We start from the raw sequence: 20,318 nt of genomic DNA on the forward strand, positions 1-20,318 counted from the left end.
GGAAATGCGTGGCTTGTCGCACCCCGGCGGTAAGTTTGAGCTGATATGACGAGCACAGCCCCCGACATCGATCAGCTTCTCGACGGCCTCAATCCGCAGCAGCGTGCAGCGGTGCTGCACGAGGGTTCGCCGCTGCTGATCGTGGCCGGTGCCGGCTCGGGCAAGACCGCGGTGCTGACCCGGCGCATCGCCTACCTGCTGGCGAATCGCGACGTCGGCGTCGGCCAGATCCTGGCCATCACGTTCACCAACAAGGCTGCCGCCGAGATGCGTGAGCGCGTCGTCCAGCTGATCGGTCCGCGCGCCAAGTCCATGTGGGTGTCGACGTTCCACTCCACCTGCGTCCGCATCCTGCGGAACCAGGCCTCGCTGCTGCCGGGGCTGAACTCCAACTTCTCCATCTACGACGCCGACGACTCGCGCCGGCTGCTGATGATGGTCGGCAAGGACCTGGGCCTCGACGTCAAGCGGTACTCACCGCGCATGCTGGCCACCGCGATCTCGAACCTGAAGAACGAACTGATCGACCCGCTGCAGGCCGCCTCAGAGGCGTCCGAGGCCGACGAGGACCTGCCGCGCATCGTCGCCGAGGTGTATGGCGAATACCAGCGCCGGCTGCGGGCCGCGAACGCCATGGACTTCGACGACCTGATCGGCGAGACAGTCGCTGTGCTGCAGAGCTTTCCGCAGATCGCGCAGTACTACCGGCGCCGTTTCCGGCACATCCTGGTCGACGAATATCAGGACACCAACCACGCCCAGTACGTGCTGGTGCGCGAGCTCGTCGGGCACCATTTGGCGGAAGGCGCCGACAGTAACAATCAAGTCCCGCCTGCCGAACTGTGCGTGGTGGGTGACGCCGACCAGTCCATCTACGCCTTCCGCGGCGCGACGATCCGCAACATCGAGGATTTCGAGCGCGACTTCCCGAACGCGAAAACCATTCTGCTGGAACAGAATTACCGTTCCACGCAGAACATCCTGTCGGCCGCCAACGGGGTCATCAGCCGCAACGCCGGACGACGCGACAAGAAGCTGTGGACCGACGCCGGCGAGGGTGAGCTGATCGTCGGCTACGTCGCCGACAACGAGCACGACGAGGCACGGTTCATCGCCGAGGAGATCGACGCGCTGACCACCAAGGGCAGCGGGATCGACACGAAGTTCAGCTACGGCGACGTCGCGGTGTTCTACCGCACCAACAACTCGTCGCGGTCGGTGGAAGACATCTTCATCCGGGCCGGTATCCCGTACAAAGTCGTTGGGGGCATGCGCTTTTACGAGCGCAAGGAGATTCGCGACATCGTCGCGTACCTGCGGGTGCTGGACAATCCGGGCGACGCGGTGAGCCTGCGACGCATTCTCAACACCCCGCGCCGCGGCATCGGTGACCGCGCCGAAGCCTGCGTCGCGGTGTACGCCGAGAACACCGGCGCCAGCTTCAGTGACGCGCTGCAAGCCGCGGCCGAGGGCCGGGTACCGATGCTGAACTCCCGATCGGAGAAGGCGATCGCCAGCTTCGTGGAGCTCATGGACAGCCTGCGCGGCGGGCTCGACGGCGAGCTGGGCGACCTGGTCGAGACGGTGCTGGACCGCACGGGCTACCGCCGCGAGCTGGAGGCGTCCAGTGACCCGCAGGATCAGGCGAGGTTGGACAACCTCAACGAATTGGTCAGCGTCGCACACGAATTCAGCACCGACCTGGCCAACGCACAGGCGTTGCAGGAAGAGGAACTGGACGAGGACGTGCCCGACACCGGAGCGCTGGCCGCGTTCCTGGAACGCGTCTCGCTGGTGGCCGACGCCGACGAAATCCCCGAAGACGGCGACGGCGTCGTCACGATGATGACGCTGCACACCGCCAAGGGCCTCGAGTTCCCCGTGGTGTTCGTGACCGGCTGGGAAGACGGCATGTTCCCGCACATGCGCGCCCTCGGTGACCCGACCGAACTCTCCGAGGAACGCCGGCTGGCGTACGTCGGCATCACCCGGGCGCGCCAGCGGCTGTATCTCAGCCGCGCCAAGGTGCGCTCGTCGTGGGGGCAGCCCATGCTCAACCCGGAATCGCGCTTTCTGCAGGAGATTCCGCAGGAGCTGATCGACTGGCGTCGCGTCGAGCCGCCACCATCGTTGTCGGCGCCGCGGGGCTACGGGTCCGGCGGATCGGGTGGTGGTCTCGGTGGTGGACGTCCGTCGCCCATGCGGCCGGCGCCGAACCGCAACAAGCCGCTGGTGGTGCTCTCACCAGGTGACCGCGTCACGCACGACAAGTACGGCCTGGGCCGCGTCGAAGAGGTCAGTGGTGTCGGCGAGTCGGCCATGTCGCTCATCGACTTCGGCAGCTCCGGCCGGGTCAAACTGATGCACAACCACGCTCCGGTGCAGAAGCTTTAGCGTCGGCGCGCGCGAAAGTCGGACGGTGCGATCTCCCTGATTTTTAGCCGGAATCGCTTCGGTGCGTCAGGTTTTGGTGCACCAGCGTCCGGTAACGGGCAGCATCGCCAGCACCATGCTGGCGATCGGCAGCACCGGGATGCCGTAGACGATCGGCGGCAGTTGGGCCCCGGCGACGAACAAACTGGCGAAGATCACCAGCGTCACCAAGGCACCGACCACCACCACGACCCGGCCTGTGCGGCGCCGCAGCAGGACCGCGATCTGCCCGCCGATGGTGGCGCCGCAGCCGACCGCGGCGAGGAAACCGATGGCGACGCAGAACAGCGGATCGGTGCGCCACCACCCGGCGATCAGGGAGGTGGCGATGACGGCCGTCGCCCAGCCACTCAAGATGCACGCGGTGGCGGTGGCGCAGGCGGCGAATGGGCCGGGCGGCGGCTTCGGTGCCGGCGTCGGAGCGGACTCGGGAGCGGGAGCCGCTGCCGGAGCGGGGCCCGAGGCCGGGATGAACGTGGTCGCAGGTGCATCCTCGGCCCGGATCAGGCCGGTCGCGGGCTCGATGACACTCGTCGGAGGTGCATCGGCGATGGGAATGGCGCCGGTTGGTGTGCGGCGGATGATGCTGGTCGCCGGTGCGTCGGCGACGGGAATGGCACCCGTCGGCGCACGCCGGATCAACCCCGTTCTGGGTTCGTCGTCAGACTGGCGTCCGAAAGATTGGGTGGGGTCGGACGAATGCGTCTGGGCTGGCCCGTCGGCGTTGTTGTCGTCCGTCACGAATCAGCCGACGTAGTTACCCGGGCTCAGGCCACGCTGTGCCAGCCACGGCACGGGGTCGATGCGCTGGCTGCCGCCGAGGAGCACCTCGAAGTGGCAGTGCGGGCCGGTCGAGTTGCCGCGGTTGCCGATGGTGGCGATCTGGTCGCCGGCGAAAACGCGCTGGCCGACCGAGACGACCCAGGTGTTGACGTGGCCGTACAGCGTGACGGTCCCGTCCGAGTGGCGGACCTTGACCCAGGCGCCGTAACCGGCGGTCGGGCCCGCGGCGACGACGACGCCGTCGGATACGGCGACGATCGGCGTGCCGATCGGGCCGGCGATGTCGATGCCGCCGTGCAGTGCGCCCCAGCGGTAACCGAAGCCGGAGGTGAAAACGCCCTTGGTCGGCATCACGAACAGCGGGCGGGCCAGCCGGGCTTCGCGCTCGGCGCGCTCCTGTGCGAACGCTGCGCCATTGGCGAGCTCCTGGGCGTGCACCGCGCCGGAGGAAGCGGCGGGTTCGACGTTGACGATCTGGAGGCCATCTGAGGATCCGGTCGATCCGTCCGCGCGGATGACCTGGTCAGCGGCCAGCTTTGTGCTGGTCGGCTGGTCGGCGCTGGTCATCATCGAGTACCCGGCGGCGGCGGTGGCGCCGACGGCCATCGCGGCGGCGACCAGGCGGCCCTTCACGCCATTGGCGGGCTCAGGCTTGCGGTGAGTGCCACGGCTCGCGCGCAGATCGATGACGTCCGTGTCGTCGAGACCGTTGCTGGTGTCGGTGTGGCTGTCGCGGTAGGCGCTCGCGGAGAGGCGCTGAGCGCCCTCGGGCTGCCGGAATTCGGCCGGAACTGTCAGGGTCAGGGGAGTTTCGTCGTCGGTGTCGTTCAGATCGTCGAGCTCGGGGGCGGCGTTGACGCGGGAATCGCGGTCGAAAGCGCTCTCAGAAAGGTCCAGATCGTGCAGGTCGCCGAACTCGTTGAACGGGATGATGTCGGTCACTTCGGCAGGGCTCACAGCGCGGGAGAGCTTGATGGTGGTGCGGGCAGCGTTCTCAGTGTTGCCGGCGTTCGTCGCCTCTCCGAGGGGAGTACCAGACGAATCGTGCTCAGCCAACCGAAAATTCCTTTGCTCCGTGACCGTACCGTTACCGAGACCGCCCATGACGGTACTGAAAATCAGAACCGATTGGCAACCTATAGGTGTCATTGGCCGGGAACTGTGATTTGCCTCACTGGTTGCTCTCAGGTGAGATGTACCACATGGGTAGTAGGCGGTGCTGGCTACTCATTAGTACGTGGCTAAAGTGCCGAGCGAGCCAGTGCGGCCCAATGCTGAAGTGAATTCAACCGTCAACGCAGACAGAACGGGATTTCTCAGAGCTCATGGATCTCTTCGAGTACCAGGCGAAAGAGCTGTTCGCCAAGCACAACGTCCCTACTACACCGGGCCGGGTCACCGAGTCCGCCGATGACGCCAAGGCGATCGCCGAGGAGATCGGCAAGCCCGTCATGATCAAGGCTCAGGTCAAGGTCGGTGGCCGTGGTAAGGCCGGTGGCGTGAAGTACGCCGCCACCCCGGAGGACGCCCTCACGCACGCGCAGAACATCCTCGGTCTGGACATCAAGGGCCACATCGTCAAGAAGCTGCTCGTCGCCGAGGCCAGCGACATCGCGGAGGAGTACTACATCTCCTTCCTGCTCGATCGCGCCAACCGCACCTACCTGGCCATGTGCTCGGTCGAGGGTGGCATGGAGATCGAAGAGGTCGCCGCCACCAAGCCGGAGCGTCTCGCCAAGGTTCCCGTCAATGCTGTCAAGGGCGTTGACCTGGCCTTCGCTCGTGAGATCGCCGAGAAGGGCCACCTGCCCGCCGAGGTGCTCGACGCCGCGGCCGTGACCATCCAGAAGCTGTGGGAGGTCTTCGTCGCCGAGGACGCCACCCTGGTCGAGGTCAACCCGCTGGTTCGCACCCCGGACGACCAGATCCTCGCCCTCGACGGCAAGGTCACCCTGGACGCCAACGCCGACTTCCGTCAGCCCGGCCACGCCGAGTTCGAGGACAAGGAAGCCACCGACCCGCTCGAGCTCAAGGCCAAGGAGCACGACCTCAACTACGTCAAGCTCGACGGCGCCGTCGGCATCATCGGTAACGGTGCCGGTCTGGTCATGTCGACGCTGGACGTCGTCGCGTACGCCGGCGAGAACTACGGCGGCGTGAAGCCCGCCAACTTCCTCGACATCGGTGGTGGCGCCTCGGCCGAGGTCATGGCCGCCGGTCTGGACGTCATCCTGAACGACAGCCAGGTCAAGAGCGTCTTCGTCAACGTCTTCGGTGGCATCACCGCGTGTGACGCGGTTGCCAACGGCATCGTCAAGGCTCTGGAAATGCTGGGCGACGAGGCCAACAAGCCGCTGGTCGTCCGTCTCGACGGCAACAACGTCGAAGAGGGCCGGCGCATCCTGGCCGAGGCCAACCACCCGCTGGTGATCCAGGCCGAGACCATGGATTCCGGTGCCGACAAAGCCGCCGAGCTGGCGAACAAGTAAGGGAGCCAACAACTTATGTCTATCTTCCTGAACAAGGATTCGAAGGTCATCGTCCAGGGCATCACCGGCGGCGAGGGCACCAAGCACACCAAGCTGATGCTGAAGGCCGGCACCCAGGTCGTCGGTGGCGTGAACGCCCGCAAGGCCGGCACCAAGGTCTCGCACGTCGACAAGGACGGCAACGACATCGAGCTGCCCGTGTTCGCCACGGTGGCCGAGGCCATGAAGGAGACCGGCGCCGACGTGTCGATCGCCTTCGTCCCGCCGGCGTTCTCGAAGGACGCCATCATCGAGGCCATCGACGCCGAGATCCCGCTGCTGGTTGTCATCACCGAGGGCATCCCGGTGCAGGACAGCGCGTACGCGTGGGCCTACAACGTCGAGAAGGGTCAGAAGACCCGCATCATCGGCCCCAACTGCCCGGGCATCATCACCCCCGGTGAGGCGCTGGTCGGCATCACGCCGAACAACATCACCGGCAAGGGCCCGATCGGTCTGGTCTCCAAGTCCGGCACCCTGACCTACCAGATGATGTACGAGCTGCGTGACTTCGGCTTCTCGACCGCCATCGGCATCGGCGGCGACCCGGTCATCGGCACCACCCACATCGACGCCATCGAGGCGTTCGAGAAGGACCCCGAGACCAAGGTCATCGTGATGATCGGCGAGATCGGTGGCGACGCCGAAGAGCGTGCCGCCGACTACATCAAGGCCAACGTCACCAAGCCGGTCGTCGGCTACGTCGCGGGCTTCACCGCTCCGGAGGGCAAGACCATGGGCCACGCCGGCGCCATCGTCTCGGGCTCGTCGGGCACCGCCGCCGCCAAGCAGGAAGCCCTCGAGGCTGCCGGCGTGAAGGTCGGCAAGACCCCGTCGGCCACCGCTGCACTGGCTCGCGAGATCCTGCAGTCGCTGTAATTCCTTTCTGCACAACAGGCCCCCACCTTCTGGTGGGGGCCTGTTGTGTTTCGCGGCGAATGTGCGGTCAGACGCGACCGCCCAAGTGCTTGGCGAGGAAGCGCTCGACGGCGTGGTTCATGTCGATCTGGTTGTCGGGGTTGAGGAATCCGTGTCCCTCGTCGGCCTTGACCATGTACTCGACCTCGACTCCGCGGGCGCGCAATGCTTCGACGAGGTTGTCGGATTCTGCTTGCACGACGCGAGAGTCGTTGGCGCCCTGGACAACCATCAGTGGTGTGCGGATCTGATCCACCTTGGTGATGGGGGAGCGGGCCAGCATGTCGGCCTCCTGCGCAGGGTCATTGGGGTCGCCCACGTACGTGTGCCAGTTGGTGGCAAGAAAGGGCCGGGCCACGTTGGGCAGGGTGCGCATGAAGTTCGCGAGACTGGAGATCCCGACGTAGTCGATGGCCGCCGCGAACACGTCCGGGGTGAACGTCACGCCCACCAGCGCGGCGTAGCCACCGTACGAGCCGCCGTAGATCGCCACCTTGTCCCGATCGGCGTAGCCCTGCTTGACGGCCCAGTCCACGGCGTCGATCAGGTCGTCGTGCATCTTGCCCGCGAATTCCCCGATCGCGGCCTTGGTGAAGGCCTTGCCGTAGCCCGTCGAGCCGCGAAAGTTCACCTGCAGCACCGCATATCCGCGATTGGCCAGCAGTTGGACATCGGGTTGGAAGCCCCAGCAGTCGCGCGCCCACGGACCGCCGTGGACCAGCAGGATCAACGGCAGCCCAACGGGTTCGATCCCGACCGGCAGCGTCAGATACCCATGCAGGTCCAGCCCGTCGCGCGACGTGATGGTCACGGGTGTCATAGGGGCGAGCGCATCGGGATCCAGACGTGCGTAAGGCCGGAACAGCAGCCGGCTTTCGCCAGTCGAGTGGTCGTAGAGGTAGGTGGCCCACGGATCACGGTCATGGGTGAAGCTGACCACCCACCGCTGACCGCTGTCGTCGGACGACATGCCGGCGAGGTCGCCGTCCGAGAGTTTGACCAAATTCTCCAGCACCGCAGCGAAATTCGGGTCCAGCGGGTGGATGACCTGACGTTCGCCGTAGTAGCGGACGCCGATCAGATCACCGGTCCGTTGGCTGAGGATGAACGGTGAGGGCAGGACCATCTGGTTACCCAGATCGAATGTCGGGTGGCTGTCGATCTCGGTCTCGGTGCCGTCAGCGACGTCGACCACGACCAGTCGAGACCGGTCACTGTTCTCGTAGGAGGGGAGCCAGATGCCCGTGCCGTCCGGCGTGACGGTGACCGGGAAGATGCCCACCGGGTAGTCGCTGCCGTCGTAGACCTTGACCGGACGTAGCGTGCTCGTTGCCGGGTCCCAATGCGAGATCTCGACGTCGCCTTCGGCGGTCAGCGTATTGGTGAACAGATCGCCGCTCGGCCCGCTCAGCCAGTTGACGACGTTGCCGGGATTCTCCGCGCGCAGCGTGAGTTCGCCTGTGGCAATGTCGAGTTCGTAGACATCGAACAGTTCGGGATTGCGCTTGTTGAGCTGCACGATGGCCTTCCCCGGCAACCTCTTCGGCAGTTCGAAACTCGCTCGCGTGCCGGGAAACGGGGTCAGGTCCACCGCGGGCGTATCGGGGTTCTCCAGGTCGATGCGGTACACATGCCAGTTCTCGTCACCTCCGGTGTCCTGCATGTAGAGCATCCATCGTGGGTTGTCGGTCCACCGGTAGATGTACACACTGCGCGTTTCGTCGGCCGTGACGCACCGCGCTGTCGCGTCGTCTTCGACGTCCTGCACCCAGACGTTCAGACGGTTCTTCCACGGTGCCAGGTACGCGATCCTGGTTCCGTCGGGCGAGATCGTCGCCGCTGTGCGCTCGGGTGCGCCGAAAAGGTCTTCGACCGAGATGAGTTCGGGTAATGCCATGGGAATTCCTCTCTTGGACAAGCTTGTTCGACGGGCCGGCATCGCCGGCTCGTGATAAATGCGGGATATTCAGCGCTTGACTGGGCCGCCCAGCCTGCCGTTGGTGGCTTCGCGGATCGCCCGGTCCATGAGCGTCAGCGCCTCCTCCTGGCTGACTTTCTTGCCGTCGACCACGATTGCCCTGCTCACGTCTTCGTCGACGACCCGGAAGGCGCCCGTGACGGCCGCCGCGCACAGGCGGACGGTGAGATCGTCGTCGGGTAAGCCCAATCGGTCGGCGATGACCGGGATGAGTCCCTGCTCCATGCGGTCATGGACCATCAGGTACGCAGTGCGCAGCGCGGGGTCGGATGCTGTCATGGTCGCCAGCCGGATCGCGCTGAGCTCGTCCTCGATGTCCTGCGGTGACAGCGGATGCGTAATGGCATCTGCCGCAAGGTGTTCCGACAACGACAGCTCATGCGGCCAGCGCCGGGCGCTCGCCACGAACCGGTCGGCTGACTTGGCGAGCAGGGGTTCGACGCAACTCTCCTTGCTGCGGAAATAGCGCCAGATGGTGCGGGTGGAGAGTCCGGCGGCCGCGGCGATGTCGTCACCGCTGGTTCCGGCGACGCCCCGTTCCCAGAACAGGGCACAGGCAATGCGCGACACCGCAAGCCGCGCCTGGTCCTGCTTGTCGCTCATAGCCCTCCCTTCTGTCACTTAGTGACAGTCCAACTGTGTCACTAAGTGACAGGTTCGTCAAGGAGTCGGGTCGCCGCCGCTGATCGCACCTCTGCCATGTGTGTGCTCTGGCGGCCCGCTCACGGCGTCAGTGTTGGCGTCGCTCGCGGTAGTGCAAGTAGTTCCGCAGCAGCGGATCACTGAGGTCGTACCAGGTGGCGCGGCGATCGCCGGAGTCTGCTTTTGCAGCGTGGACCCAGCCGCCGGTGGTGAGGCGGCCCAGCGCCGCGGACGCCGACTGATTCGAAATGCCCACGGCGGCAGCGAGATCGGTGACAGTCCGGGCGCCGTCGGCGCGCGCCAGTTCGACGATCAGGCGTTGTTCGCCGGCCGGAAGCTGCCAGAGGAGTTGTTGGTAGTGCGGCGTCAGCTGTTCCAATACCGCGCGGGCAGCGGGAGTGACGCTTTCCAGTGCGGCGCGGTCGACGGTCTCGGCGATGATCTGCCAGCTACGCGGTGACCAGCCGATGATCTGGGCCACCTCGTCGATCTTGGCCCGGCCCTCGGAAGTCTCGACATACGAGGCCAATTCGCGCGCGCGGGCGTGCTGTGTGAGGAGCTCGGCGACGTCAGCGTTAGCGAGGTCAGGTAGTTCCTCGATGATGAACGAGCCATACCACGGGTGGGTGCGGGACGAGACTGCCGGGAACAACGCCGGTGCCGTCGCGAAAACCAGGACGGCGGTGGATGTTTCGACCCAGGCGCGAAAGCTGCCCTGACCTGCCTCGCCGATGGCATCGAAGATGCGGTCGGCATTCTCGATCGCGACCAGCACCATGCGGCCCGCGGCCAGGTCGAGGATTTCCCGTTCCAGCTCCAGTGCGTCGCCGCGAAGCTCCTGCGCTCGTTCGTATGTGTCCGGTCCCTGCGTGCGCAGCAGTTCGACGAGCAGGTCCGGATAGCTGCCGATGGCCAGGGCGTCCTCTGGAAGTGCCAGCAGCAGAGTGGCTTTGGCGGCCTTACGCTGCTTCAGCGCGCGATGGATCGCGACCCGAAGCGTGTGGGTCTTACCGGCACCGCGAGGGGCGATGAGCAAGGTGTGCGGCCGGGAGCCGTCCTGCGCGGAGCTGACGATGCGATCCGTCAGTCGCTTCAGCAGGGGCCCGCGCCCGACGGTGCGGGCGTCGAGTTCGTCGGGGTCGACGGTGCCCGGGGAGAAGGCGGGATGAGTCATCACCTACCGCCTCATGGCTCGCCAAGCCGACTGCACCAGTCCGGAGGCGAAGCAGTCGTCGTCGCCGACGCGGCGCAGGTAGTGGTCCTGCTCGAGGCGCTCGATGAAGGACACCAGCTGGTCGCGGTCGGTGATGGGTGAGCCCTCGGTCTTCAGGAACTGCAGTGTTGCGTTGACACTCAACGGGGTTGGGGCGTGGGCGTAGATGTCGAGCAGTCCGGCGATGGCGGGGGCGTCGTCGCCGTAGTAGTTGCGCAGGCGGTCGCGGTAGTGCCGCAGGTCCCAGGGGTCGTGCGGATCGGTGATGGCGGCGGAAAGCAGCTCCGCGATGCGGTCTGGCTTGACGGACCCTTCTCGTGCCGCGCCCGCGACCAGGTGCTGGATGTAGTACGGCACGTTCTCTGCCGCTGCTGCAATGGATTCCGCGACCTGATGTCGGTCGGTGGTCGGGACGTTCACACCGAGCAGCAGGCACTCGGCGAGGTATGTGGCGTGGTCGTGGCGGATGGGCCCGACCGTGACCTTGCGGATGTCGTTGACCGAACTGAGCGCGTCTTCCGAGACATGGTGGAAGCCAATGGAACCGGAGAGGACGGTGGCCAGGCGTCCGGAGTGTTCCTGGCGGAAGCGGCGCAGCAGGTGCAGGAACGCGTCTCCGCCGCCGGGCTTTTCGCGTTCGAGGTTGCGTGCGAGCACGGTGACCTCGTCGATGAACAGCACCAATGGGCCGTCCTTGGTGCGGGCGACGGCACGCTGCAGCAGATCATCGAGAGCGGCGTCGGCGCGGACCCGCTCGAACTTGAACGGCCCGGTGCCCACCGCGACCTTCCAGCGGTCGACCTCCTGGCGCAGGGCGTTGTCGACGCGGCCGAGCTCGGCGGCGAGCGCCGTGACGAACTCGGCGTAGGTCTGCCGCTCGGCGCTGACCGAGACGACGTTCAAGCCCTGCAGCCGCGCGGTGTGCGCGACGAGTCGGGCCAGGGACGTCTTGCCGTGCCGGCGGTCGCCAACGAGGGCGGCACCACCGTCGGGCAGGCTGGCCAGGATTTCCTGCTGTTCGCGGACGCGGCCCACCACGTTCTCGGGCGGGACGACGCCGCCGACCACGAGGGACATGGGTCTGATGGGCCAGGTCATCTGGCAATTGTACGTCGAATTAGATGTACGTCTAGATAGTTGTACGTTGGAATCGTCGTGGATTAGAAGGTCCAGCTGTCGGTGGGTGAAATGACGAAACCGTGGTGTTGGCTGGTTACGCAGGCAATGTAGTGGTCGTCACCGACAGCGCAGCCCGTCTCGCCGACCGTGAGCTTCATGCCCGCGGGGAGAAGGCGGTAGCCCTTCTCGTCTGTGTACGTGCCCAGCGAGGACGTGAACTTGAATGCGCCGTCAGATGATTCTGCGACGGTGAACACCGTCGGTCGATCCTTGAGCTTGGGGTTGAGAGCATCAGCGGGAAATCCTGGCATCGATCGTCCGTGACACTCGATCAGTCCCATGACGCCGCTGTAGATGTAGGCAAAGCAGCCGATTTCACCTGGCGTCTGAAAGAGGACGTAGGTGTCCTCATGCCAGTTCTTGGCGGAGTACAACGCGAGATCGGCTGGCGCGAAAGTGGCGAAGTCTGGAAAGACTCCTCTTGGTGGCGGCGGATGCGGGGGACCGCCGGGCGGTGCGGTGGGTGGAGCCTCGGGAACCGGTTGACCTGGCGACGAGACGTCACATGCGCTGACGATTGACGCCGCCAACGCCAGCGCTGCCAGCCGGCGCATCAGAACGTCCAGCTGCCTGAGGGCTGGAGGACGAAGCCGTGGTTGGTTGCGGTGTTGATGCAGGCCGTGAGGTCGCTCTCGCCGACGACGCACGTCATCTGGTACTTGACGAGTTTCTGGCCGGCGCTGAGTGTTTTGGCCTCGGCGAACGGCGGACACCCACCGCCGTTCTTCCGGAACGAGTATGCGGGCTGCTGTGCATCAGAGATATCGAACAGGACGCCGGGGCAACTGCCGCTGTCGTTGCCGCCGAAGGTGTCTCGATCTCGGGAGTAATCCGGGGCAGAGTTCGGCATCCCGACGATGTTGCCCACGCATGATGCCGAAAGGCTGTTCAGGATGCTGCAGCGTGTCGACCCGTCGGGCGTGCTGAACCGGACGAGATACCCCTTGCCTGGACTGCCGTCGGCGTCGAACTGTTGCCAATCGACGGAGGTGTATTTCGAGAAGTCAGGGATGTCGTGGGGCGATTCAGAAGCGGACCGGCCGGGCGACGATATGTGGCATGCGCTCGCCATCAAGACAATGAGGCCTGCCGCCGCCAGTTGGCATAGACCGCCCAGTCGTGGGCTTGCGATCGTCTTGGTGGTCACGGCTCAACGCCGTCGACGTGCGACTTCGCCACTGCCATCACCCAACCGTACTTCGCTCCGCGGGTACCTCCTGACGCAAATGTGCAGCTACCCGTAATGCGTGTTCGCATCCCAATCGGTTAGCCTGTCGAATTAACAGTTGTCTGGAGGTTTGTAATGGGTGTCGATCCGCGTACGCCGGTGATCGTGGGTGTCGGCCAGTTCACCGAACGCCTTGAGGACCCCGAGTACCGCGGCATGTCGTCCGTCGACCTCGCGGCGGCAGCGGCGCAGGCGGCGCTGCAGGACACCGGAGCCGACGTCACGGCAGTTGCCGCTGCGATCGACACCGTCGCGGGCACCCGGCAGTTCGAGATCTCCGGCCACGTGCCGGCACCGCTCGGCAAGTCGAACAATTACCCACGCTCCGTGGCGCAACGCATCGGCGCTGACCCGGCCCGCGCCGTGCTTGAAGTCATCGGCGGGCAGAGCCCTCAGCACCTGATCACCGAATTCGCCGGCGAGATCGTGGCCGGCCGCGCCGACGTCGTGATGATCATGGGGTCGGAAAACACGTCCAGCATCCGGTACTTCAAGGGTCGGGACGATAAGCCCGATCACTCGGAGACCATCGACGGCCAGCTCGAGGACCGCGGCTACGGCTATGACGGCATCTTCGACGAGTACACCGTTCGGCACGGGCTGATCGGTGCGCCCGTGCAGTACGGCCTGCTGGACAACGCTCGGCGGGCGCGGCTCGGCCTGTCCGTGCAGGACTACCGGCAGGCGATGGGGGAGCTGTTCGCCCCGATGTCGAAAGTCGCTGCCAAGAACCCGTATTCGTCGGCGCCGGTGGAGCGCACCGTCGACGAGCTGGTGACCGTCACCGACAAGAACCGGATGATCTGTGACCCGTATCCGCGGCTGATGGTGGCTCGCGACCAGGTGAACATGGGCGCGGCAGCGGTGCTGATGTCCGTGGAGTCGGCGCGCAAACTCGGTGTGCCGGAATCAAAGTGGGTTTATCTGCGCGGTCATGCGGACTTGAAGGAGCAGAAGCTGCTTGACCGTCCCGATGTCGGTGCCAGCCCGGCATCGGTACTGGCCGTGCGGGAAGCGTTGCGGGTGGCCGAAATTGGGATTGACGATGTCTCGGCATTCGACCTGTACAGCTGCTTCCCGTTCCCGGTATTCAACATCTGTGACGGCGTCGGCCTGGTGGCTGACGATCCGCGGGGTCTGACACTGACCGGTGGACTGCCGTACTTCGGTGGCCCGGGAAACAACTACTCGTTGCACGGCATCGCTGAAGCTGTCACCCGAATGCGGGAAACCCCAGGCGAATTCGCATTGATCGGAGCTAACGGCGGCATCGCCAGCAAGTTCTCGGTCGGCATCTATTCGACCGAGCCGGCCGACTGGGCGCCGGACAACAGTGCCGAATTGTGCGCCGAGGTCGCGTCGTGGCCGACGGTCGCCGTCACTGAGCATGCAAACGGGTCCGCAACCATTGAGACCTACACGGTCCGGTACGACTGGACTCCCAACGTCGGCATCATCATCGGGCGCCTCGACGCGGACGGCAGCCGGTTCTTGGCCACGACTACCGATGCCGAGTTGATGGTGCTGTTGTGCGACGGCGAGCCGCTGGGTGCGCAGATCATCGTCACCGCAACCGACGAGGGCAATCGGGCTGTCCCGGCTTGATCTGAGTCGTCGAGATCGACGTAATGGTCGTTCTTGCAACATGTTCTACGACCATTACGTCAATCTCGGGCGTCAGAACAACAAGGGTTCGTCGGTTGCGAGTGCGAAACCGTGGTTGCCAATTCGGCATGCGGGTGTTCCGTTGTCGACGATGCCGCAAGCGAGATCATCCGCAGCAAGCTTGAGCACATGATGGGTGGGTAGGAGGAGTGCTGTTGGCTCGGACGTTCCAACGGGCGCCCGTGCGGTGATGTCCTTCATCGTGGCGGCGCTCCGCAGCTCCGCGACTACCTGCCATTGGCCGGGCTTGCCGGGTAGTGGGCCCGAGCAGTCGATTCGCGCATATTGTCGCTCGGGGTAATCGTTTGAGGCGCAGATCATTCCGCTCGGTGTTTGAAACACGATCCCTGAATAACGCTGACCGCTGCCGAAGTACGCGTACTGGTCGGTTTCGGCGAATTTTGACAGATCTGGAAATCCGGCGACTGGAGGAGGAGGCGTCGTCGTAGTGGAGGCACTATTCGTCGGCTTATCGGACCCGGCGGGTGCGCACCCGACCGTAGCCATGAGAGCGATTGTCGCGATGGAGAGCTGGAGTCTTGTCGCATGCTGCAGCAGATTCGTCGATTTGGCCATTCCTGCAAGAGGTTCAGTTGGTGAGGATCTGCCCTGAGCCCGTGTGCGTTGTGCGACCGCCGGCCGGCCGCCGGCGGCAGGAGTATGCGGACTGTTTTTGAACTGTGGGTACGCCATGTGCTGATGCGATAGTGCTACCAGCGTTGTGGCGAACCGCGGTATGAGCATGTCAGTACGCCCCTAGATTCTTGGTGTCCTCGTTCTGGATTTGGTAGAGCGCCGTTCCGTATCTATTCCACAACGACAGCGTGGAATCGATGGAGTCGCCGCCCGAGAAAGGTGACTGGAATGCGCCGTAGGCACCGCTTTGCTCGACGACCTTCGTAGTCGGCGACCAGCCGATACTGCCGTCCGCTGCCGAAGTCGAACTGGTATAGACGCCACCGGATTCATCATTGAACGTGAGTAGGACCTTGTTCTCGTAGAAGTGGACGCTGGGCTCTCCGATACCGCTCATTCCCGGCGGGGTTTTGATAATGGGTGGACTGGCATTTGAGTCATGGCCAGCGAACGAAGTCCCGTTCCAATACTCGTATGCGTTTGGGTCACCGATCGACCCCGCGAGTACGCGTGCGGCATGCAGCCCGTCATTGGTGCGGCCATCTTGCGTGCCGTACATGTAGACATATTTCCCGTCTTGAGACGGGGCGAAGCTCTGTACCTGAAATGGATTGTTCAACTTGTCGTTGTTGGGCCAGTCGATCTTTACTCTTTCCCAGGTCTTCCCGCCGTTCGTTGAACTCCACAGCTCGGAACTTCTGGTTACCCAGCCACTTTCGCCACGGGGGCGCGTTTCTGGTGCGCCGTTCCAATGGTCGACATTCATGACGGAGGCATACATCGTGTCGCCGACGTTGAAGGTCGACGTTGGGATCGTCGAGATATCGTTAGCGCCGTCAGGCTTCTTGAAGGGGCCCTTAACAACTTCGTCCACGACCCATTTCCCGTGCTCATCCATCTTCCAATAGATGATGCTGTTGCGGTCGCTAGCGTCGTCGGAGCGACCGCCCGGTCCTCCGCTGCTTGGCGGTTCTTTTTCTTTAGGTTTCTTCATGCCGGTACCGGTATCACCCTGGATCGTGAACAGTCGGCCATCTGGTGTCATGCCCATGATCGACAGGTCGGTATTCGGAACACCCACGCCCCCGTCGCCGGTGTTCGGGTCACCGAATCCGGCCATCGTCTGCTCAAACCCGATCTGGCCGTTGTTGAAACTGTCTGGATCGATGCCAGGAGTGAAGCCCGGCACCGGCTTAGGGTTGTTGCCCGGAGTGTTGCCGTCCGCAATGGCTTTCAGGCTGTTGGCCAGGTTCTGGTCCTGATCCATGAACGCCTTGATCATGTTCTGGGTGCATTTGGTGAAGGCAGCTGCGATGTTCTCCCAGGCCCCGCCGGTACGCGGCGGACGAGTGGTGACCACACCGTCGTCGGCGACGTTGAACATCTGCGACACGGTGCTGACCCAGTTGAGGAGTACGTCGCGCAAGGTCGCGAGGATCTGGCCGCCAGCAATCATGGCCGTCGCGATGGCATCGGTGATCTCGTGGAAGCGGTGCTGGTGTTCGATGTTCCGGTAGGCCTGCCCGCGGGCGGCGTTGGCCGCCTTGCCTTTCCAATCCTGCTCAAGTTCCTGGACGGCATGCACCTGCTTGCCGATCAACTCGTCGAGTGCTTCGGCCTTGCGCTTGAGGTCGCGACCGCCATCGACGAGAGTCAGTGGATTGGTGCCGCGAATCTTCAGGATCGACAACGGCCCCACCCGTCAAAGAGCCACCCCATGACAGTCAGTCTATGGCGGTCAACGCGCACGCCCTGACGGAAATCCGGCACAAGAAACTGCGGCGGCCAAGGAACCTTGACCGCCGCAGATCGAGTGTGACTAGGAGCCCCGACGCCAAAGCGCCGGCGAAACCTCAGATCCCGAAGTCGCTCAGCTTCTTCGCCAGCTTCTCGACGTACGCCGACACGGTCGCGTCGTCGCTGTCCGGCAACCCGAACAGCACCTCGGTCACGCCGAGCTTCTTCCAGTGCGCCAACTTGTCGGCGTCGGGCTTGAAGTCCAGCGCGACTATGGTCGGCGCACCCGAACGCCCGGCCGCGGCCCAGGTGTCCTGCAGCAGCTTGACTGGCTCGTCGATGTCGAAGTCGCGCGGCGTCGTGATCCAGCCGTCGGCCGACTTGGCGATCCACTTGAAGTTCTTCTCGGTGCCGGCCGCTCCGACCAGGATCGGCACGTGCGACTGCACGGGCTTCGGCCAGGCCCACGACGGACCGAACTTCACGAATTCACCGTCGTACTCGGCTTCTTCCTGGGTCCACAGCGCGCGCATCGCTTCCAGGTACTCGCGGAGCATGGTGCGCCGCCGGGCCGGCGGGACGTTGTGGTCCTGGAGTTCGTCTGTGTTCCAACCGAATCCGACGCCCACCGATACCCGGCCGCCAGACAGGTGATCCAGCGTCGCAATCGACTTCGCGAGCGTGATGGGGTCGTGCTCAACGGGCAGCGCCACCGCAGTCGACAGCCGCACCCGCGACGTCACCGACGCGGCCGAGCCGAGCGCGACCCACGGATCCAGCGTCCGCATGTAGCGGTCGTCGGGCAGCGTCTCGTCACCGGTGGTCGGGTGGGCCGCCTGGCGCTTGATCGGGATGTGCGTGTGTTCGGGCACATAGAAGGTGGCGAAGCCGTGGTCGTCGGCCAGTTTGGCGGCGGCGGCGGGCTTGATGCCGCGGTCGCTGGTGAAAAGTACGAGCCCGTAGTCCATACGGTGAATTAGAACGTGTTTCAGTATGGGGCGCAAGAGTGGGTGGCAAGAATGCCAAAGTAGGCCCATTACCTGGGAATTTTCGCCGCAATGCAGCCGCTAGACGCCTGTGAACCGATCCGGAGATAACTTCATCGCGAACGTTACCCACGACGGTGGCGTACCTCGCTTGTTCACATGGGCCCATGACGACCGAACGCATCGCCGACCACGTCAAGTTCGCCTACTGGGTGCCCAACGTCAGCGGCGGCCTGGTGACCAGTGATATCGAGCAGCGGACCGACTGGAACTACGAATACAACAAGAAGCTCGCGCAGACCGCGGAGAACAACGGCTTCGAGTACGCCCTGAGCCAGGTCCGGTATGAGGCCAGCTACGGCGCCGAATATCAGCACGAATCAACGAGTTTCAGCCTCGCGCTGCTCCTGGCGACCGAACGCCTGAAGGTGATTGCAGCCGTTCACCCGGGCCTCTGGCAGCCGGCGGTGCTCGCGAAACTGGGAGCGACGGCCGACCACCTCTCGAACGGCCGCTTCGCGGTCAACGTCGTCTCCGGTTGGTTCAAGGACGAGTTCACGCACCTGGGCGAGCCCTGGCTGGAACACGACGAGCGCTACCGCCGCAGCGCCGAGTTCCTCCAGGTCCTGCGCAAGATCTGGACCGAGGACGACGTCGACTTCCGCGGCGACTTCTACCGAATCCACGACTTCACGCTGAAGCCCAAGCCGCTCAACACGGCCGAGCGCCCCAACCCGGAACTGTTCCAGGGCGGCAACTCGAGCGCGGCGCGCCGCAACGGCGGCTATTACGCCGACTGGTACTTCTCCAATGGCAAGGACTTCGACGGCGTGACCGAGCAAATCGTCGACGTCCGCGACCACGCCCGCCAGGTTGCCCGGGAGGTCCGGTTCGGGCTGAACGGCTTCATCATCGCGCGCGACACCGAGAAAGAGGCGAAAGAAGTCCTCAAGGAGATCGTCGCGAAGGCCAACCGGCCGGCAGTCGAAGGGTTCCGCCAGGCCGTGCAGCAGGCCGGCAACTCCACCGGCGACAAGAAGGGCATGTGGGCGGATTCCAGCTTCGAAGACCTGGTGCAGTACAACGACGGTTTTCGTACCAAGTTGATCGGAACCCCGGAACAGATCGCCGAACGGATTGCTGCCTACCGCAAACGGGGCGTCGATCTGATCCTCGGTGGCTTCCTGCATTTCCAGGAGGAAATCGAGTACTTCGGAGCCAAGGTGCTGCCGTTGGTGCGGGAAATCGAGGAGGCGGAACAGGACGCCGCGGAGGCGCCGATTCGCGTCCCGGCCTGACGCGTCGGCAAGTTTGCTCAGGGCTGTCGCGGCAGCTCAGGCCGGTGCTCGGCGTCTTCAACTGGTGCGAGGCACCCTCAGTGAAGTGCGCTAGCGTGGTTGGTCGAGTCGACAGGTACAGGAGAGGTCATGACGTACCAGCCCGGTAACCCCGGCTACCCGCCCGCCCAACAGCCCGGCCAGTACGGCAACCAGTACGGCGGGCCGACCCAGCAGTTCAACCGTCTGCCCGAGCAGATCCCGGCTGCGCCTGCGGCGCCGGCCGGCCCGAGCAAACTGCCGGAGTACCTGACCATTGCGGTCGCGGCGCTCGGCCTGCTCATCTTCGGCTTCAACTTCGCGCCCCAGTTGGGTGCGGGAGGCCTGGATGCGGGCACCGGCAGCATCCTGACCCAGGCGCCGATCGTCGTCGCCGTGTTGGCTGCGCTGCTCGCCGGCGTCAGCCTGCTGCCCAAGCAGAAGAGCTTCAAGTCGTGGGTCGCCATCCTCGCGGTGCTGGCTCTGCTGCTGGTGATCAACGAGATCGTGCAGGCGCCCAAGGGCATCGAGGTCGAGTGGGGCCTCTATGTCGTGCTCGCGCTGTCGGTGCTGCAGGCCGGTAGCGCTGTCGGGGCACTGCTGCTGGACGCCGGCGTCATCCAGCCGCCCGCACCGCGTCCGCAGGCCGATCCGTACAACTACGGCGGACCGGCGCAGGGCTACAACCCGCAGGCGCAGTACTACGGCCAGCAGCCGCAGCAGCAGTACGGCCAGCAGACCGGCCAGCACTTCGGTCAGCAGGGTGGCTACCAGCCGCAGTCCCAGAACGGTCCCATCGGCGGCTACACCGGTGCGCAGAGCGCGTCGCAGCACGGCGCCGACTCGGGTCCGCCGACCCCGCCGACCGGGTTCCCGGCGTTCGGTCAGCCGCAGCAGTCGGCCGGCCAGTCGTCGGCCCCGCAGCAGTCGTCGGGCCAGGGTCCGTCGGCGTCCGAGGCCGTGGTCGGATCGTCGTCGTTCACCCCGGCACCCAGCGTTCCGGGCGCGACGGGATCCGGCTCGGAGCCGACGACGACCTTCCAGCAACCCCCGGCTCCGCAGTAATCGGGTCCGGC

Annotated in this window: 17 protein-coding genes; 6 read left to right on the plus strand and 11 right to left on the minus strand. The window is 64.8% G+C overall.

From position 1 onward, the window contains the following. Positions 1-45: 45 nt before the first annotated feature. Positions 46-2,394 (plus strand): DNA helicase PcrA, encoded by a 2,349-nt coding sequence (gene pcrA, locus BR47_RS0127455; protein WP_029121440.1) that lies wholly within the window; start codon positions 46-48, stop codon positions 2,392-2,394. Positions 2,395-2,460: 66 nt separating this feature from the next. Here the strand turns inward: pcrA and BR47_RS0127460 are convergent, their stop codons facing one another. Continuing rightward, positions 2,461-3,174, minus strand: a complete 714-nt coding sequence (locus BR47_RS0127460; RefSeq protein WP_502685834.1) for a hypothetical protein — start codon at positions 3,172-3,174, stop codon at positions 2,461-2,463. 3 nt (positions 3,175-3,177) lie between these two features. Beyond that, entirely contained in the window at positions 3,178-4,272 is a 1,095-nt protein-coding gene (locus BR47_RS0127465; RefSeq protein WP_029121442.1) for a M23 family metallopeptidase, read from the minus strand. 269 nt (positions 4,273-4,541) lie between these two features. Here BR47_RS0127465 and sucC point away from each other — a divergent pair, with 269 nt between their 5' ends. Then, positions 4,542-5,705, plus strand: a complete 1,164-nt coding sequence (sucC, locus tag BR47_RS0127470; protein ID WP_029121443.1) for an ADP-forming succinate--CoA ligase subunit beta — start codon at positions 4,542-4,544, stop codon at positions 5,703-5,705. Positions 5,706-5,720: 15 nt separating this feature from the next. Then, positions 5,721-6,623 (plus strand): succinate--CoA ligase subunit alpha, encoded by a 903-nt coding sequence (sucD, locus tag BR47_RS0127475; protein WP_020099021.1) that lies wholly within the window; start codon positions 5,721-5,723, stop codon positions 6,621-6,623. A gap of 67 nt (positions 6,624-6,690) precedes the next feature. Here sucD and BR47_RS0127480 read toward each other — a convergent pair whose 3' ends face one another. The 6 genes from BR47_RS0127480 to BR47_RS31665 all read right to left on the minus strand — a co-directional run bounded on the left by BR47_RS0127480 (position 6,691) and on the right by BR47_RS31665 (position 12,821). Next, positions 6,691-8,559, minus strand: a complete 1,869-nt coding sequence (locus BR47_RS0127480) for a S9 family peptidase (RefSeq protein ID WP_029121444.1) — start codon at positions 8,557-8,559, stop codon at positions 6,691-6,693. Positions 8,560-8,628: 69 nt separating this feature from the next. Next, positions 8,629-9,243, minus strand: a complete 615-nt coding sequence (locus BR47_RS0127485) for a TetR/AcrR family transcriptional regulator (RefSeq protein ID WP_020099023.1) — start codon at positions 9,241-9,243, stop codon at positions 8,629-8,631. A 127-nt stretch (positions 9,244-9,370) separates the two neighbouring features. Further along, positions 9,371-10,456, minus strand: a complete 1,086-nt coding sequence (locus BR47_RS0127490) for a MarR family transcriptional regulator (protein WP_036428023.1) — start codon at positions 10,454-10,456, stop codon at positions 9,371-9,373. Between the two features lie 3 nt (positions 10,457-10,459). After that, the gene (locus BR47_RS0127495; RefSeq protein ID WP_020099025.1) at positions 10,460-11,572 is read right to left on the minus strand and encodes an ATP-binding protein; all 1,113 of its coding nucleotides are present in this window, start codon (positions 11,570-11,572) and stop codon (positions 10,460-10,462) included. An 83-nt stretch (positions 11,573-11,655) separates the two neighbouring features. Next, positions 11,656-12,048, minus strand: coding sequence for a hypothetical protein (locus BR47_RS0127500; protein WP_029121446.1), 393 nt, complete (start codon positions 12,046-12,048; stop codon positions 11,656-11,658). Between the two features lie 179 nt (positions 12,049-12,227). Further along, entirely contained in the window at positions 12,228-12,821 is a 594-nt protein-coding gene (locus BR47_RS31665) for a hypothetical protein (RefSeq protein ID WP_141772197.1), read from the minus strand. A 156-nt stretch (positions 12,822-12,977) separates the two neighbouring features. Here BR47_RS31665 and BR47_RS0127510 point away from each other — a divergent pair, with 156 nt between their 5' ends. Next, on the plus strand, positions 12,978-14,507 hold the full coding sequence (locus tag BR47_RS0127510; protein WP_029121447.1) for an acetyl-CoA acetyltransferase: 1,530 nt from the start codon (positions 12,978-12,980) through the stop codon (positions 14,505-14,507). Positions 14,508-14,579: 72 nt separating this feature from the next. On the opposite strand, the gene BR47_RS33370 is transcribed toward BR47_RS0127510, so the two are convergent. From BR47_RS33370 to BR47_RS0127520, 3 genes are all read right to left on the minus strand, one after another. Further along, positions 14,580-15,143, minus strand: coding sequence for a hypothetical protein (locus BR47_RS33370; protein ID WP_141772198.1), 564 nt, complete (start codon positions 15,141-15,143; stop codon positions 14,580-14,582). A gap of 169 nt (positions 15,144-15,312) precedes the next feature. After that, a complete protein-coding gene (locus BR47_RS0127515) occupies positions 15,313-16,893 on the minus strand; it encodes a DUF4185 domain-containing protein (protein WP_141772199.1) in 1,581 nt (526 codons plus the stop codon). Between the two features lie 163 nt (positions 16,894-17,056). Then, positions 17,057-17,908 carry an LLM class F420-dependent oxidoreductase gene (locus tag BR47_RS0127520; RefSeq protein WP_029121449.1) on the minus strand — a complete coding sequence of 284 codons (852 nt, stop codon included), beginning with the start codon at positions 17,906-17,908 and terminating at the stop codon, positions 17,057-17,059. A gap of 185 nt (positions 17,909-18,093) precedes the next feature. On the opposite strand from BR47_RS0127520, the gene sfnG reads away from it, so the two are divergent. Together sfnG and BR47_RS31670 are read left to right on the plus strand one after the other, a co-directional pair. After that, complete coding sequence (sfnG, locus tag BR47_RS0127525) at positions 18,094-19,224, plus strand: dimethylsulfone monooxygenase SfnG (protein WP_020099030.1); 1,131 nt, start codon at positions 18,094-18,096, stop codon at positions 19,222-19,224. Positions 19,225-19,353: 129 nt separating this feature from the next. After that, a complete protein-coding gene (locus BR47_RS31670; RefSeq protein ID WP_036427924.1) occupies positions 19,354-20,307 on the plus strand; it encodes a DUF5336 domain-containing protein in 954 nt (317 codons plus the stop codon). Positions 20,308-20,318 lie beyond the last annotated feature (11 nt).

This window comes from Mycobacterium sp. UNC410CL29Cvi84 (assembly GCF_000686745.1).
GTDB lineage: Bacteria > Actinomycetota > Actinomycetes > Mycobacteriales > Mycobacteriaceae > Mycobacterium > Mycobacterium mucogenicum_B.

Coding starts and splice junctions, on each gene's coding strand:
- pcrA (WP_029121440.1), top strand. CDS start 46: ATGACGAGCACAGCCCCCGACATCGATCAGCTTCTCGACGGCCTCAAT.
- sucC (WP_029121443.1), top strand. CDS start 4,542: ATGGATCTCTTCGAGTACCAGGCGAAAGAGCTGTTCGCCAAGCACAAC.
- sucD (WP_020099021.1), top strand. CDS start 5,721: ATGTCTATCTTCCTGAACAAGGATTCGAAGGTCATCGTCCAGGGCATC.
- BR47_RS0127480 (WP_029121444.1), bottom strand. CDS start 8,559: ATGGCATTACCCGAACTCATCTCGGTCGAAGACCTTTTCGGCGCACCC.
- BR47_RS0127485 (WP_020099023.1), bottom strand. CDS start 9,243: ATGAGCGACAAGCAGGACCAGGCGCGGCTTGCGGTGTCGCGCATTGCC.
- BR47_RS0127490 (WP_036428023.1), bottom strand. CDS start 10,456: ATGACTCATCCCGCCTTCTCCCCGGGCACCGTCGACCCCGACGAACTC.
- BR47_RS0127495 (WP_020099025.1), bottom strand. CDS start 11,572: ATGTCCCTCGTGGTCGGCGGCGTCGTCCCGCCCGAGAACGTGGTGGGC.
- BR47_RS0127510 (WP_029121447.1), top strand. CDS start 12,978: ATGGGTGTCGATCCGCGTACGCCGGTGATCGTGGGTGTCGGCCAGTTC.
- BR47_RS33370 (WP_141772198.1), bottom strand. CDS start 15,143: ATGGCCAAATCGACGAATCTGCTGCAGCATGCGACAAGACTCCAGCTC.
- BR47_RS0127520 (WP_029121449.1), bottom strand. CDS start 17,908: ATGGACTACGGGCTCGTACTTTTCACCAGCGACCGCGGCATCAAGCCC.
- sfnG (WP_020099030.1), top strand. CDS start 18,094: ATGACGACCGAACGCATCGCCGACCACGTCAAGTTCGCCTACTGGGTG.
- BR47_RS31670 (WP_036427924.1), top strand. CDS start 19,354: ATGACGTACCAGCCCGGTAACCCCGGCTACCCGCCCGCCCAACAGCCC.